Source organism: Vibrio casei (assembly GCF_002218025.2).
Taxonomy (GTDB): Bacteria; Pseudomonadota; Gammaproteobacteria; order Enterobacterales; family Vibrionaceae; genus Vibrio; species Vibrio casei.
On record NZ_AP018680.1, the window covers coordinates 210320 to 225501 of the forward strand.

Annotated in this window: 12 protein-coding genes and 1 pseudogene; all 13 read right to left on the reverse strand. The window is 47.1% G+C overall.

Features of this window, described 5'->3' with window-relative positions; all coding sequences use genetic code 11:
• Positions 1-78 precede the first annotated feature (78 nt).
• The 13 genes and pseudogenes from VCASEI_RS00985 to VCASEI_RS01050 all read right to left on the reverse strand — a co-directional run bounded on the left by VCASEI_RS00985 (position 79) and on the right by VCASEI_RS01050 (position 14754).
• The gene (locus VCASEI_RS00985) at positions 79-1191 is read right to left on the reverse strand and encodes a glycerol dehydrogenase (protein WP_014611609.1); all 1113 of its coding nucleotides are present in this window, start codon (positions 1189-1191) and stop codon (positions 79-81) included.
• A 437-nt stretch (positions 1192-1628) separates the two neighbouring features.
• Entirely contained in the window at positions 1629-2552 is a 924-nt protein-coding gene (locus VCASEI_RS00995; RefSeq protein ID WP_089110953.1) for an IS5-like element ISSpu20 family transposase, read from the reverse strand.
• Positions 2553-2632: 80 nt separating this feature from the next.
• Positions 2633-3340 (reverse strand): annotated as a pseudogene (locus VCASEI_RS01000) (DEAD/DEAH box helicase family protein); the annotation flags it as partial.
• A gap of 228 nt (positions 3341-3568) precedes the next feature.
• The gene (locus VCASEI_RS19840; RefSeq protein ID WP_226981121.1) at positions 3569-3733 is read right to left on the reverse strand and encodes a hypothetical protein; all 165 of its coding nucleotides are present in this window, start codon (positions 3731-3733) and stop codon (positions 3569-3571) included.
• A 28-nt stretch (positions 3734-3761) separates the two neighbouring features.
• Positions 3762-4472 carry an ABC transporter ATP-binding protein gene (locus VCASEI_RS01010; RefSeq protein WP_014611607.1) on the reverse strand — a complete coding sequence of 237 codons (711 nt, stop codon included), beginning with the start codon at positions 4470-4472 and terminating at the stop codon, positions 3762-3764.
• A 1-nt stretch (position 4473) separates the two neighbouring features.
• A complete protein-coding gene (locus VCASEI_RS01015) occupies positions 4474-5679 on the reverse strand; it encodes an ABC transporter permease (RefSeq protein WP_089110954.1) in 1206 nt (401 codons plus the stop codon).
• The gene (locus VCASEI_RS01020; protein WP_089110955.1) at positions 5676-6827 is read right to left on the reverse strand and encodes an efflux RND transporter periplasmic adaptor subunit; all 1152 of its coding nucleotides are present in this window, start codon (positions 6825-6827) and stop codon (positions 5676-5678) included. Before VCASEI_RS01020 ends, VCASEI_RS01015 begins: the two co-directional genes overlap by 4 nt.
• On the reverse strand, positions 6824-7432 hold the full coding sequence (locus VCASEI_RS01025) for a TetR/AcrR family transcriptional regulator (RefSeq protein ID WP_004393990.1): 609 nt from the start codon (positions 7430-7432) through the stop codon (positions 6824-6826). The genes VCASEI_RS01020 and VCASEI_RS01025 overlap by 4 nt, the downstream gene beginning before the upstream one ends.
• A 105-nt stretch (positions 7433-7537) precedes the next feature.
• Positions 7538-7933, reverse strand: a complete 396-nt coding sequence (locus VCASEI_RS01030; RefSeq protein ID WP_089110956.1) for a DUF6088 family protein — start codon at positions 7931-7933, stop codon at positions 7538-7540.
• Positions 7934-7954: 21 nt separating this feature from the next.
• Entirely contained in the window at positions 7955-8548 is a 594-nt protein-coding gene (locus VCASEI_RS01035; RefSeq protein WP_089110957.1) for a tyrosine-type recombinase/integrase, read from the reverse strand.
• A 393-nt stretch (positions 8549-8941) separates the two neighbouring features.
• The gene (locus tag VCASEI_RS01040) at positions 8942-11134 is read right to left on the reverse strand and encodes a DEAD/DEAH box helicase (protein ID WP_089110958.1); all 2193 of its coding nucleotides are present in this window, start codon (positions 11132-11134) and stop codon (positions 8942-8944) included.
• Positions 11131-12438 carry an ATP-binding protein gene (locus VCASEI_RS01045; protein WP_089110959.1) on the reverse strand — a complete coding sequence of 436 codons (1308 nt, stop codon included), beginning with the start codon at positions 12436-12438 and terminating at the stop codon, positions 11131-11133. The genes VCASEI_RS01040 and VCASEI_RS01045 overlap by 4 nt, the downstream gene beginning before the upstream one ends.
• A 3-nt stretch (positions 12439-12441) precedes the next feature.
• Complete coding sequence (locus VCASEI_RS01050; RefSeq protein ID WP_089110960.1) at positions 12442-14754, reverse strand: tellurite resistance TerB family protein; 2313 nt, start codon at positions 14752-14754, stop codon at positions 12442-12444.
• Positions 14755-15182: the final 428 nt, after the last annotated feature.

A 15182-nucleotide genomic window follows, 5' to 3' on the forward strand; every position in this document is an offset into this window, starting at 1 on the left:
AACTTATCGTTTTGATCTTGCGCAAGGGAAGATGCAACCCCTCGCTTTCGGGAGAGAGGTTGCATCCTTTGTATCTTGTCAGTTCTGGTGGCTATAGCGTTCGGCCATGGCATTGGCTGCGATCATTGCCTGATAGACATCATCGGCACTGACCGCCATAGGCATATTGCCCATGGTATCGCCTTCGGCGCAGGCGATTTCGGCAACTTTACGCCACTCCTCCTCACGGAATTGTTTCAGCCCCATATCTGCCAGAGTCAGCGGCAAACCCGCGGTTTTAATGATGCGGACAACATTGTCGATTTCGCTCTGTGGGGCGTTTTCCAGCACCAGTTGGGTCAAGAGGCCAAAGACCACCTTTTCGCCGTGCTGGGCGTTATGCAATTCGGCAACTGCCGACATGCCGTTATTGACTGCGTGCGCTGCCGCCAGGCCACCGGCTTCGGCACCAACACCGCTTAAATAGATGGTTGCTTCTATGGTTTGCTCCAGCGCCGGGGTGACTATCTTATTGTTTACCGCATCCATGGCGGCGGCCACATTTTCACTGAGCAATTGATAGCACAGTTGTGCCAGACCAAGGCCGGTACGCGAAGGCTTTTTCAGCACCAGGTTGACACCGTCGGCTTGATAACAGGCCCTGGCTTCAAAGTAGGTGGCCAGGGCATCGCCTATACCTGCAGCGAAGAAACGCGCCGGCGCGGCAGCGATTATGCTGGTGTCGGCAATCACGGCATCCGGATTTTGTGGCAGGAACAGATAGCGTTCAAACTCACCCGCTTCGGTATAAATCACTGATAAAGCCGTACAGGGAGCATCGGTTGACGCTATGGTGGGGTAGAGAACGACAGGGTGCTTAAGGTGGAAGGCAACGGCCTTGGCGACATCCAGTGTCTTACCGCCGCCGACACCGACAATTACGTTGGCATGAGCCTGCTCAGCCAGGGCGACAAGACGCTGGATCTCGACTTCACTGCACTCGTAGTTGAATTTTTCCAGTTGGTTGTTGATGCCGTTTTGCTCAAGCCCCGTCAGGGCTTCGTTCTCAAGCCTGCTGAGAATAAACTCATCGGCGATAATAAAAGCATTGTCGCCGAAGTCATGCACATATTCGTGCATTTGCGACAATAAGCCTTTGCCAATAATGAACTTTTTGGGAGATGTGACGGTACGTGGAACTGCTGTGCTCATATGGCCTCCATTACATTCAGGCTCGGATCCTTGTTCAAAGAGACTCTATCACAGCCAAGATTTAATGCTATGGCGTAATCATCTGTTTTTTATTGGATTAACAGTAAAATAAACTGCAATGAGGTTTTGGTTCCTGGTCGAGGAACTGCCACTGGCCTTTTATTTGGAGAGGTTGCAGTGATGGATATTAAAAGGCTTTGTTTCCTAAATCGATTCAGCGAGCAAAGCTCCTCATAATCGTTTGAATATTAAACTACACGGTAAGTTTCAGGCATGCCTAGCCCAGTGAGTTTGTTCAACGCCTTTATCATCGCGTAAGTTTCTCCTACCTGACCGTTATAATTTCGCAGGCTCAATCTGCCACCAAGTAGTTGCTTCACTCGGCTTTGTTTCCTAAATCGCGCCAACACACAAAGCTCCCCCCTGCTGTTCACGTATTAGACAAAATACTGTGTTTCAGGCATACCTAGCTTAGTCAGTTTGTTTAATGCTTTTATCATGGCGTAAGCCTCCCCGACTTGAGCATTGTAATTTCTCATGCTCAAGCTGCCGCCGAGCAACTGCTTTATCCGATGCATGGCGGTTTCAGAGATTGAGCGACGATGGTAGCCATAGCGTTTCTTCCACTTTTTATTTGAGCCGTAAAGCTTTTGAAAACTCACGGCTAAATTGCGTGGATGCCCTTGTTTCCAATAGGCTGCACCATCGCGTGGAGGAATAAGGCTAAAGGCCCGTTTACGGCGGATAACCGTGTGACATTCTCGCGTATCATAGGCACCATCTCCTGAAATCGTATGGATTTTCCGGTAGGTTTGATTAAGCAAATTTGGCAGCACTTCAGCATCTGTCACATTCGATAAACTGAGCTCAGCCGCAATAATCTCGTGAGTATGAGTGTCAACGGCAATATGCAGTTTTCGCCAAACTCGGCGTTTGCCATCCGTACCATGCTTCTTCACTTTCCATTCTCCTTCGCCATAGACTTTTAGCCCTGTGGCATAGATAGCTAAGTGCTCAATAGCGCCCCTTGTCTTAGTTTTAAAGGAGATGTTAACTGTCTTAGCGCGTTTGCTGATACAGGTATAATGCGGGCAAACTAATGGTACGTTTGCCAGTTTAAATACCGAATTGATAAAGCCTTGTAGGGCTCGCAATGGCATAGAAAAAACACGCTTAACCATCAGTGCGGTAGTGATCGCCAAATCACTAAACACAAGTGGCCGACCTTTTTTGCTTGGCTCTGTTGTCGCTTTCCAAGTAGCGATCGCTTCCTCATCAATCCAGAAGGTCAATGAGCCACGGTTAATCAAGGCTTGATTGTACTGTTTCCAGTTGGTTGTCTTATAGCGAGGCTTTGGCACGGTTGATTAGTGGAGCTGTGAATGATGCCGATCTGATCACTGATTACAGATTTAGTTCCATCGATTTAGGAAACAAAGCCGACCGTATCGTGTCCTTCACGGGTGTCTGGCGGTGACATAGCGACAACCGAAGTCACCTTGCCAATTTGGTCAAGACACTTTTTGTATTGGATGGCAGACGCTTTTGAGTCACAAGCAAGCTGACCCTTTAAACCTTGGCGTTTGAAGTTTTGGAAATGGTCAGAAATATCATGAGCGATAAGTTCAATACGACCCTCGGTTTGATAGATTTGACCTTTCTGAGCGAACTTCTTCTTCAAATCGGTACGTTGTTTTTCGGTCAGCTTATCGGTGATGCGGTCGAACCAAGCATCAAGCGCTTTGTCGTTGGTGCTTAACTCGGGAACACGCTCTTCATATAGTAAGGGGGTAACGGTTTTATCTTCCACCGCCTGTTGCATGGTGTACGAGTGAATGATTTTACCGAATTTGTTTTCGGTCTTGTCATCTTGCAGCAGTGGTGTCCCCGTAAAGCCAATGTAAGCGGCTTTTGGCAGCGCCTGTTGCATTCGAATGTTGTTTTCACCGTTTTGGCTGCGGTGGCCTTCATCAACTAGGACAATCATGTCAGGGCTGTCGTTATAACACTCTGGCAGTTCAATCTCGGTGCCAAACTTGTTGATGATGGAGAAGATGATGCGCTCGTTGCCTTTGCCGATTTGCTCCGCTAAGCGGCGGCCTGTGGTTACCATGGCTGTTTTACGATCTTTTTCAGACAGTGCACCGCCAAATGATTGGATCACCGCTTTGCCGTCGCTGCTCGCAGCAGCCAGCTTCATGGCCAGCGCCGCCTCGTGAGTCTGCGCGTCAAAGTTTCTGAACTTGGTCGCATCAGCGCCGAGGTAAGCAAGGATGCGCATTTTTTCAGTAAGCGGTGGCTCGGGGTGTGCAGCAACTTTTGGGGCGAGCTGAACGACCTGAACCCATTCCTCCTGCGAAATCGCACCGGTAATAGCCTACATGTTGCGCCCGAGTTCCTGCATGATCTTGCGTAGCGCCAGTGGCTCAACCTGGGTAGCGTCACCAGCCCAAGCTGGCAACTGAAAACCCCATAAAAGCAGGCAGGCCGTAACGGTCAGGGTGATAGTTCCAAATGCGTGGCTGTGTTTGCGGTGGGTCATGAAATTCTCCTGTAATTCAATCGTTCTCTCATTCGAACTCCCGCCCTTCGCCAGCTTCCTCATGGGTCACGCCGTCGCGGATGTGGTAGATGCGCTTGAATGTGGGGATGATCTTTTCGTCATGGGTGACGACGATGATGGCGGTCTCTAACTTCCGGGCCATGTCGTTGAGGATGCGGATTACAGCCATGGCGCGCTCGGAATCCAGCGGCGCAGTAGGTTCATCGGCCAGGATCACCGGCGGACGATTGACCAGTCCGCGCGCGATGGCGACCCGTTGCTGCTCGCCACCGGAGAGTTGCGAGGGCATTGCGCGAGCTCGGTGTTGCACATCAAGCGCTGTGAGCAATTCCAGTGCCTTCGCGCGCGACTCTCCATTCGCGACGCCTGCAAGCATCGGCAGCAGCGCCACGTTGTCGGTGACATCGAGAAACGGAATCAGGTACGGCGCCTGGAAAACGAAACCGATCTTGTCACGCCGTAAGGCGCGCAGGTCGCGGACTTTCCAGCCATCGGCGTAGATCACTTCATCGCCCAGCGTCATCCGACCGGCGGTCGGTTCGATCACCGCACCCAGACACTTGAGCAGCGTGCTCTTGCCGGACCCGGAAGGGCCGATCAGTCCCACCACTTCACCAGGCGCAACATGCATATTCACGTCTCTCAAGGCAAAGACAGCGGTGTCACCATCGCCATACCGCTTGCTTAAACTTTCGATGTGTATCCCTTTGCCACTCATCTCAACCTCCAATGGCTTCGGCCGGATCGACCTTGAGTGCCATGCTAATGGCGACGAGGCTAGCTAGAACGCAGATCACGAGCACAGCAAAAAAACCGGCGACAGAATCCATTGGCGTGAGCAGGACATATTTTGGAAAAGCCGGTGCTGAAAAGGTGGCTGTGATCTTGCCGACCACGAAGCCAATCACGCCCAGGGCGAGCGCCTGCTGCATGATCATCGCGGCGATGGTTCGGTTGCGTGTGCCGATGAGCTTCAACACCGCGATCTCACGGATTTTGTCCATCGTCAGCGAATAGATGATGAAGGCAACGATGGCCGCGCTAACGATGGCCAGAATCACAAGGAACATGCCGATCTGCTTGGCCGAGGTGGCGATCAGCTTGCCGACGAGGATGTCTTCCATCTGTGCCCGGGTGTAGACCGTCAAACGCTTCCAGCGCTGGATGGATTCGGCAACCTCGTCCGGCGCATGACCAGGTTTCAGAGTGACCAGCACGGTATTGACGAACGCGTTGCTGCTCTGTGAAGCAATCACGGCATCCAGCAAACCTGGATCACCGGGTCGATTGAAGACCGGGTTGGCTTCGGTGCGACGCCGGCTTTGCCAGATGGCATCGTTGTCCTTGAGGAACTGGGCCTCCTGGGCATCTTTGAGCGGAATGAATACCATCGGGTCGCCGCTGGACGACACCATGCGCCGTGTCAGCCCCACGACGGTGTAATGATTGCGGCGAATGGCAAGACGATCTCCCAGTTTGAAGCCGGTGGCGATGTCGGCCACAGCCTCGTAGTGACCGCGCGTGATCTGGCGTCCAGCGACGAGATAAGGAGGCCATCCGGGTGTAGCCCCCAACGCACCGGGCGCGATGCCGACCACCATGGTGCGTACATCACTCTCGCCCTTGCGTACCTGCATGGTCAGGTAGGTCGCGTTCGCTGCCTGTGAGACTCCCGGCATGGCGAGAATGGCGCGATACACGTCATCGTTGAGGCTGGACGACTCCGCATAAGGACCCAGAGTATCCTTTTGCACCACCCAAAGGTCAGCGCCACTGTTGTCGAGCAACGCCTTGCCGTCGTCCACCATGCCTCGGTACACCCCAGCCATGACTAGGGTGACGCCGATCAGCAGACCCAGACCGATGCCGGTGAAGACGAATTTCCCCCAGGCATGGAGAATGTCGCGGCCGGCCAGGCTGATCATCGTGAAACTCCCGGGATATGCTCGACCACATAGATGCGGCTGCGCGCCGTCAGTGCCTTTTCGCTATAGGTCACAACCTGGTCCACATTCTTGAGCCCTTCGCGCACCTGCACGTAACCATTGAGGTCGGAAGTGCCGAGCTTGACCGGGGAGAAATGCAGATCACCATCCACGATTTGCCAGACACCAACTTTATCGCCTTCACGCTGGACGGCAGCGTTGGGGATCAGTGGAGCGGCCGGGAGCGCCGGCAAGTCAACCGTGACTTCGGCCAGTTCACCCACTGGTGGCAAAGGTTCTGGTTTGTTATCGAATGTCACCTTGGCAAGCGTTTCCTCGGTTACCGCGTCGGCCTTGGGTTCCACCCGCAGCACGCGACCTTTCAAGGTCTGGCCACCACGCGAACGCAGGACGATATGAGCCGGCAGCCCCCCAGCCAGCCCCGATGCGCTGATCTGGTCGAAGCGCACATTGATCCACAAACTCTTGGGGTCGATCACTTCCACCACGGCCTGGCCCGCGACGATGGTCGTGCCGGGATTGGCATCGCGCACGGCGACTACACCGTCGACCGGCGCGATCAGGCGCAGATTGCTCCGCTGCGCGACGAGTGCTTCGTGGTCGGAGCGTGCCCGGGCAATATCTTCCCGAGCGGCGGATAGGGCGGCATCGGCGATCTGCAGTTCCTGCCGCTTGGTGGTGACGATTTCCTCGCTGGTCGAGCGCACCGCAAACAATTGCTCATAGCGGCGCGCCTGGGTTTGCGCGTAGGCTTGCCGGGCTTCTGCCTCGCGCAAAGCCGCTTCCGCCCGCTTGAATACAGACTCCTGTGAGCGCACCCGATCATCAAGGTCGACCGGCTCCATCTCGCCGAGCACCTGTCCGGCCTTGACCTGGTCGCCTACATGCACCTCCAGGCGTTTGACGCGCCCGGCAAACGTCGGCCCGATCTTGTAGGTGTAGCGCGCCTCCACCGTGCCGATGCCGAACAGCGCCGGTGTGATAGCCCGTGATTCCACGCTTGCCACCGTCACAGCGACCGGGGCGAGCGGCCCTGATCGCAGACCGACATAAATAAAAAGCACCAGCAAAGGAATGATGACGGCAAGCAGTGCCAGGGTGCGGCCTTGCAAGGGTAACTTTTTCATTGCGCACTCCTTATGCCACGCCGATAAATTGCAAAGACGCGCGGCGCATCGCGGTGCATACGTCCCACATCACCCGCCAACAGCGATTGCATGACCAAGCCCTGGATCGTGCCAATGAACAGCGTTGCCGCCGCCTCGTTGTCAAGCGAGGGAGACAACTCGCCGCTGGCCTTGCCTTTCTCGATGAGACGATGCAAACGTTCGCCGTAGCGCTGAATCAAGGTTTGCACCATGCGCTTGGCCGGTGTCGATTCGGCACGCTGAAGCTCACCAAACATCATTCTTGGCACGCCTGGGTGCTCAGCTACGAATTCGATGTGACTCATGAACATCGCCTCCATGGCTGCCAAGGGCGACTCGATTCCTTGTGCGGATCGATCGATTCTGGCTAATAGGCGCTCTGCTACCCACTCCATGACCGCCTGCCAAATGGCTTCCTTGTTCGGGAAGTGCCGAAACAGCGCACCCTGGGTCAAGTTCATGTGTTTAGCGATAGCCGCAGTGGTTATCTCGCTTGGGTTTTGTGAACCGGCAAGCGCCACGACGGACTCGACAGTTACGGCACGACGTTCATCGGCCGGCAGATGCTTTGGATGGGTGTCCACGAGCACTCCTTTTAAGATAGTAATTGATTACTATCTTACCACAAGAGGCAACTCAAACAAGAGAAAACCCGACGTACTCGTCAATATCTAGAGTCTGCAATGGGCTTAACGTGCTTTATTTTCCGTTTTCTGAGACGTCCCCAGTACTCGATTGCCGACTACCAGCTTGCGATTAAACTGCTTAGGATTCCATGAATAATGAACGGATGATGGTATTTGAGTGCTTTCACCTGAGAGGCTTTGCAGAGATAGGTTGTCCATCTCAAAATCGACCCCTTTCATCTTTAATATCTCACGCATCAGGGCATCGCTTCCCCCTGGGTTAGTAGGCATGGGTCTGCCTGTTAAGCTGTTAATCCTTGCCTTGGTATACAAGCCATAGCCAAGCTTTATTAGCTCACCTTGTTTGACCAAATACCTAAGCGCTCGACCAATTTGATCGTAGCTAGCAAAACCATCAAAGTCTTTCCGCTCAAAAACATAGCGTCTGGAACGCTTTATCTTTTGAACTAGTCACCTATGTTAAATTTCGATATCCTCAGATATATTAAGCGCATCTTCCATTTCGACGCCCAGATAACGAATTGTATTGTCTAACTTAGCGTGTCCAAGCAGTAACTGAACGGCACGAATGTTTTTTGTTCGAGCATAGATTAAAGTCGCCTTAGTTCTTCGCATTGAATGAGTTCCATATAGATTAGGATCATAACCGAGTTGAGACGCCCAGCGGTGAATGATGGTTGAATAGCAGCTATAGCTCATAGGCTTACCCTCCTTACGAGGGCTAGGGAAGATATAATCAGACGCAGATAAACCACTTTGCATCAACCATTGTGTTAATGATTGCGCAGTACGCGAAGTTATTTCGAATTGAACCTCACGTTCCGTTTTACTTTGTTGGTAAAGAACTCTGTTCTGAATGACACCACCTGAAGAAATATCTCGAACTTTCATTCTCAACAGATCACATGACCGTAATTTACAATCGATGGCGATATTCAGTAACGCCAGCTCTTTGATGTTGCCCTCAATTTCTAGTCGAGTTCGAATACGCCAGATATCTTCTAGCTTAAATGGCTTTTTCTGCCCTGTTAAATGACTTTTCTTTGTCCACATAATTGACCTCCAATCTAACTTTAGAAGTGGCCTTATTAATTTTAGTTGGAGAGTGGAAGTGTGAGATTGCATGGGTATGCAGTTGTGTATTTATCAACGATGGGTGTTGATTTATTAGTTGGAGTATTTGATCTAACCAATAAAGGGGCATTTTTGATTTAAAAATGGCAGCAGTTAGACTACCATTTCAGCCATTTCAGTATGATACTTTAATACTCAGTATGAATCTTTATTACTTAGTATGAAACTTTATTCTACTCTCACAACTTCTGCCCCATTGCGAGTTGCAACCAAACTTGCCCAAACGATCTAGTTCGATCATATTGACCAAATTTTAGTAATGCTACAGAGTGAATAGAGATTCAGGGGAAGATCAGACAGATAGTTAAGTTATTAATCAAGGAACTTTAAAAACTTAACAGCCAAGCTTAGGTCAAAAGCTTTTGCTCCATACCCAATGGATAGAATACTTTCCGGCAAGAACTCATCGAACTTCTCGATACGTTTTTCCAATACTTGTTGTGCAAGTTCTGTTTCTGTTGGGAGTTCCGTTGAAGCAAGTTTGAGCAATGTTAAGCGAACACTTTCTAATGACGCTTTTTCTACTTCTATGACTCCTGCATATGCGCCAGCTTCAAAGCCATGTTGGATTAGCAAGGCTACAATTGTATTTACCACTTTGTCGCCAAGCCATGTGAATATATAGGTAGTATTGCCATCTTGAAGTAATGGTTCTCTAGAGAGCTTTGCATCTTCGAAATATCGTACGCTTTCACCAAACAGTTCTCGTGCGGCTGAATCAGCGAAGTCGACTTTCTGATCTCCGATAGAAATTCTGTAGTCACCATCTTTTAATATTTGGAACATTTCTTGGCGGACAACATCATGTATGTTCAAGCCAGTACCACCAAATTTAGGAGGCTTACCACCTTTTGCATGCTCCACATAAATAACTTTTTTTTCACTATCTACGTCGTTTACTTTCCAACGTTTTCCCCCGAAAACAATATGCTGCCCTTCTAATACCAATGAATCTACAGGCAGCGTTCCGAGTGATTTGCTTCCACATACAATCCGGAATTCTTCAGGTGTTTTAAAAACAGCATAGAACGAGTAATGGCTTGTCAGCTTTTCTCCCAAAAGGCCAAGTACCAATTCACCACTTCCTAACTGAGTTATGAGTTCGGTTTTGCCCATGTGGATAAGTAGTGCTTTGAAGTTTTCAATATTAACGTTTTGAAAAGGGCCATCTTTGCAGAGCAAACTAAATAATTGCTCTGCTCTAATTCCTCCCCATTGTGCAGTAATCGCAAGTACTTGATGAAGGAGTGTTGAGAAGTGATAAAGTGATGTATCAGCTGGTTCATACCATTTACTGCCGATAAGAAGTCTGATCATGGCCAGAGACTGAATAAGCTCCAGTCTCAGCTTGTCGATGACGCTAGAGTCTTTTATCAATTCAGCTTCAGCGATGAGCATTCGCAATATTGAGGCTCCACCTCGTCTTCCTGAGCGTCCCATTCTTTGACGTAAACTTGAAATAGAGTGGGGGGCTGTTACTTGAACTACTGAGTTAACCTTGCCTATATCAATGCCTAGTTCAAGAGTCATTGTGCAAATCGCTGTGGTAGGATAATGATCCTGTTGCAATCGCTTTTCTAAGCTTTCTCTAAGATCTTTAGATAACGAACCGTGGTGAGGAAAAAATTCATTCGGTACAATTTTTTCTTCACAGAAGTCAGATAATGTAGCCGTAATGCTTTCTGTACGGCTCCTACTATTTGCAAACACAAGGTGATTTCCGCCTCGACAAAATTTAAATAAATCTTGGCAGATCGTATATTCGGCATCATTAGAAGACTCAGCTTTTAAGTTAGCAGGATTTACATACCCCTTTACCTGAACCTTCAGGGTGGATGTCGAATGTGTATCTTTGATGATCTTGCAAGGTAAAGAGCGATTAGGGCGAAGTGAGAGAGGTACTTTCTCTAACTCACCAAGAGTTGCACTCAAAGCTACTCTAGGGATTGGTGTTTCTAATCTTCCAAGAAGGTGTTCAAGTCGATGAAGTAAAGAGAGTAAGTGATGGCCGCGCTCAGAACCAATAAAGGCATGAAACTCGTCAATTACGATATATTTCAAATTAGAGAATGCAGCTTTGATCCAGCCAGAGTCTCTAATGAGTAATGATTCCAATGACTCAGGTGTTATTAACACGACACCAGACGGCGATGCTTTTAATTTCTTCTTTCGGCCCTGTGAGCTATCACCATGCCAGGGAGTAACCGATATTTCTAACAGGTCAGACAGACTTTCTAAGCGCCTATCTTGGTCATTTATAAGGGCTTTTAGAGGGCTAACGTAAAGGATCCCTACACCCGTTTCTTGAGGTGCGATAGCGCTGAGCGCAGGCAAGAAAAATGCCTCTGTCTTTCCTGCTGCGGTTGAAGCGCTGATCAGCACATCTGTCTTTTCAGACAATATAGGTTCAATAGCAAGGCATTGTATTTCTCGTAAGCCAGTCCAGCCTTGTTTGAATATCCAGCGCTGAATTCGATGGTCTAATTTTTCATGTTCATCAATCATAGTTTGAAGTCAGAAAATCCATCTTCATTGTCCTCTATTTCGAGCTCAACATCGGAAGGTTTATCTTCATTAATTGCTACTGATGAGATTAGACTATGCCACGCAATTTGCGGGTTTTGGTCGATTACCGCGAGCATGTCTAAAAATGCTTTAATGGTGTTACGTGGCGTTCGAAAATAAGCATCCCCTATAGTTTGGCTACAATGCTGTAAGAACGCCTTGAGAGATTCGTCTGGGACCAAGTACTTCACTTCGTTACCTTCAGCATAAACATGACGCAAGTTTTTAAGCAAAATATAAAGTTCTTCAGGAGTTAAGCTAGCGAGGTGTAAGGCTGGTGACGAATAATCAATCACGCCCGCTTGTTTAGCAAAGCTGTTATCTGCCAATCTAGATTGAAGTGCTTCATAACTATATAAGCCTTTACGTGGATCTAGTAGAAACTCAGGGGTTCCGCCGAGAAGGAAGCCCAAATGCTCAGCGCTTCCTTGCAAGCAATCGTTTAGAATTCGGAGTATTTGTTCATAGTTAGAAGTTCTCGCTGTGGTGTTGTTCAACTTATACAGATTTACCATCTCGTCTAAGTTAACTAGAAGCCCTTGGTAGCCAGCTTGTCTGACAAATAAACTCATTAATTTAAGCGCATCATAAAAAGATGTATCCGAAATAATTGTTCGAACTCCTAGGTCATTTCGGGCATCGGTTTTAGTTGAATACTCTGCTCGTAACCATTTTATGGCGTTAGCTTTTAATATCTCATCATCTTTCTCATGACCTATCCAATAAGCCTCAATAACTTTAGCAAAATCATAACCACCAACGAGTTCAGAAAGTGATGCTAATTTTTCATGGATAATTGAATTTATACTTTTTCCTGAAGTATCAGTTTCTTTCATTGCTTCTGTGATGAACTTTTCTACTACACTGGTTAAAGCATTACCATCAGGTTTGTTGCGAGTAGACATGTTACGCATTAGCTCAGAGTAAAGGTTTCTAGCTTGACCAGCCGATGCATGAATACGTCTATCAGGAGATAAGTCTGCATTAACGGTTACAAGCTTATTCTCTAGGGCAATAGCGCGTACAACACTTAAAAAGAATGTTTTACCAGAACCATAATCGCCGATAATGAGCCTGAAAGCTGAACCTCCATCTGAGATCCGGTTAATGTCTTGGATCAGAGCTTTTAATTCATTTACTCGACCTACTTGGATATGCTGGATCCCAATCTTAGGAGTGACACCTGACTTCAGAGATTGGATAATTGCATCTCTTTCTTTCACTCGTATTCTTTTTGCAACCATTATTTATCCCTTCAATTCTTCTACGATTTCTAGATCGACATAGATATCACCATCGTCATCTAGAACTGGCGCATCGACTTTGTCATAAGCCCAGTCATTAATAGTTTCTAATGCGGCATCAACCATTATGTTTAGTTTGCTGCACAGTTCATGAACTTCTTTACGTGACCACGATTCTTTAGCTATCAAAGTTTCAAAAAGTTCTTTGTAAGGGCTATCTAAGCCTTCATCATTAACATCAGCGGTTGGGCTCACTTCCAGTTCAGCTTCTTCATCAACGGAAAATATACTCTCCAGCATACTCTTCGCATCGATGGTGTCACTTTCATGCATAGCCAGAATACCTTCATCCAACTGAAAGGCACTTTTATCAATTGAAGCGTCTTTAGATGTGGCTGAGATAGGTTGTTTACTGGAGGCAAACGCATGAATGTCACTTGTAACGAGTGATTTATCTAAGCCTAACGAGGTATATAACTTTTCAATTTGCTTAATTTCAGAAGCATCGATTTTTCCATCAGCAAGAGCGATGGAAAGCATGAATTTTTTCAATGATTCTACCTGTGGAACGCCGAGTTTTTCAATCCTAGCTTTCAACCCGGTATTATTTACAGGGGAATTTAGACGCCAAGTTAAATATGCATTTAACGAGTTCTTTTCAGAAGGTGAGAGTTTGTCATCGTGGTTTATCAATGTTTGCAAGGCGATCTTTTCATGATGATCTACAGTACCATCTATCGTTGCGACCATTGCCCCTAACCTAATTGCTAAACTTACTTGGTTAAATGCCGAGCTTGGCTCAAAAAACTCTCCATGGCCCGGAGAGAAGAGCACAATGTTGTCATCGATTTTCAATTTTGCATGGTGAAAACGTTGGTCTGGGGCGATACCGATTTCAGCCTTAGCAGCCAAGTTAGCGACTAGTTCATTTTCTTTTTTGTTAAGCGCCTTAGGGAGAGGTGTACCTGTATGAGTCCAGAAATCCTTGACTGTGGTTAGTCCATCATTTGAACTAATTATCTGATTTGCCCAAGACTTAAATGTTTCTATAACTGGTGAATTTGCTTCGTTTACCAGTTCTTTAGGTAATAACATCAACGCTGCAATATCACCCCTTGAGGTATCAGCTTTTCCTAAGTAACGGCTATAGCTGCTCAACTCTTCTGTACATTGTTCGGCAATAGGAATGAGCTTTTTAATTGGGCTTTTTAGAATACTTGGATCAGGTAAGTCACCCAACTCCAAATCAACCCCATGCACACCATTACTTGCCGCATGGTATGACAGCCGCAGTTTAGTTTTATTGGATTTTACGGAAATTCCTTCGCCAAACTTTTCAGAAAACCTAACTTGGAAAAGCTGGCTAAACTCTTCTTCACATCTACGGGCGGGAGTTTTTAGGGAGTATTCGAATGTATTTTTTAGCCACTCTAAAGCTAAGGGAGCTGTTACAGGGTTTCCATTGGCTATAGTTGTTGCAAGTTTAACTTTGAATGACAATGCATTATTAGTTTCTGGTATGTCTGATAGTCTATCTTCAAATAAGGCGGGTCTTTGAAGTGCCATTAGTTCGAGGAAATTAGCAGAGTATCCTCTGAACGAACGATTTGCGTTGTAAGCGCTATTGAGACGCAATACTTCTTCAAATATTGCTATATACTCTTCATCAGATATTTGATTATTGGATTTGTTTTCGATAACTCGTCTCTCAAACCCGTAGAAATAGATGAAGACATAACCAATTGGAGCATTGGGGTTTGAGCGATCAGAGGCGAGCCAATCTAGGTAAGCGCCCCTACAGCCTTTAGATAAGGATGCGTAAGTTGGCCAGTACCCTAAGGATTCATCAGTGTATATTTCTGAATCTACCGAGGGACTTGAAGTCGGGCGTTTATCATCCACTAGAGATGGCTCTATACCGTACCCATCTAGTGAATTCATTACTCCACCAAAGTAGAAAAAGCCTTTCGTTAACTGTCTTCCATTAACAGAAAGTTGTTCATCTAAACTTATCCATCGACCTTTTTGTTTGTTCGTTGTTTTTTCTGGTTCTCGGCCAAAGCTTGTATGAATAGTAAAAGTAGCAAAGTCATCATCATCGTCTAAATCAGCATGATTAGACGTACTGGATACACTTATGCTGGAAGACCCTACAGTCATACTGGGTGATGTCGTTCTACTTTCAGGTACTTTTGTTTTTTCAGAAAAAGGTTGGGGAGTTCTTTTTGGGGAAGGATTGTGTGCAGAAGGTTTACTGTTACCTTTAAATAATCTATAAATCAAATAAATTACAAATAACCCAATAATAAATTCCATTTTATTTCCTCTTTTCCAAGGCTCTAAATTAGGTTACTTTGATCCTTGCTTTCTGTTTGTTTTGATTGATTTTTTATATCAAATAAAGATAAATAATGCAAAGCTATAATCAGTAAAAGTGATTAATAGTGTTGTGATAATTTAAGCTTTTCAAGGGCTCTCCCCCCTTCAAAACAAATACAACCCTAAATAGCCTTATGCGGCCATTCAATACATGACCAGCCTATCACCGTAATGAAACATCTACTATTACTATAAAATGAAACCTAGCAAAGGTTGAGTAATGGTAACCTCTGCTATTTAGTTATTTAACAAACTAATTATGGCTCTAGCTTAGATGACCTACGAAGAAGTGTAGGCTAGCACCGTGTGGGACTCATTATGTCTAACCATACATAAATATATCAGAATTCCACGGGATACAAACC

Coding starts and splice junctions, on each gene's coding strand:
- VCASEI_RS00985 (WP_014611609.1), bottom strand. CDS start 1,191: ATGAGCACAGCAGTTCCACGTACCGTCACATCTCCCAAAAAGTTCATT.
- VCASEI_RS19840 (WP_226981121.1), bottom strand. CDS start 3,733: ATGACCCACCGCAAACACAGCCACGCATTTGGAACTATCACCCTGACC.
- VCASEI_RS01010 (WP_014611607.1), bottom strand. CDS start 4,472: ATGAGTGGCAAAGGGATACACATCGAAAGTTTAAGCAAGCGGTATGGC.
- VCASEI_RS01015 (WP_089110954.1), bottom strand. CDS start 5,679: ATGATCAGCCTGGCCGGCCGCGACATTCTCCATGCCTGGGGGAAATTC.
- VCASEI_RS01020 (WP_089110955.1), bottom strand. CDS start 6,827: ATGAAAAAGTTACCCTTGCAAGGCCGCACCCTGGCACTGCTTGCCGTC.
- VCASEI_RS01035 (WP_089110957.1), bottom strand. CDS start 8,548: ATGTGGACAAAGAAAAGTCATTTAACAGGGCAGAAAAAGCCATTTAAG.
- VCASEI_RS01040 (WP_089110958.1), bottom strand. CDS start 11,134: ATGATTGATGAACATGAAAAATTAGACCATCGAATTCAGCGCTGGATA.
- VCASEI_RS01045 (WP_089110959.1), bottom strand. CDS start 12,438: ATGGTTGCAAAAAGAATACGAGTGAAAGAAAGAGATGCAATTATCCAA.
- VCASEI_RS01050 (WP_089110960.1), bottom strand. CDS start 14,754: ATGGAATTTATTATTGGGTTATTTGTAATTTATTTGATTTATAGATTA.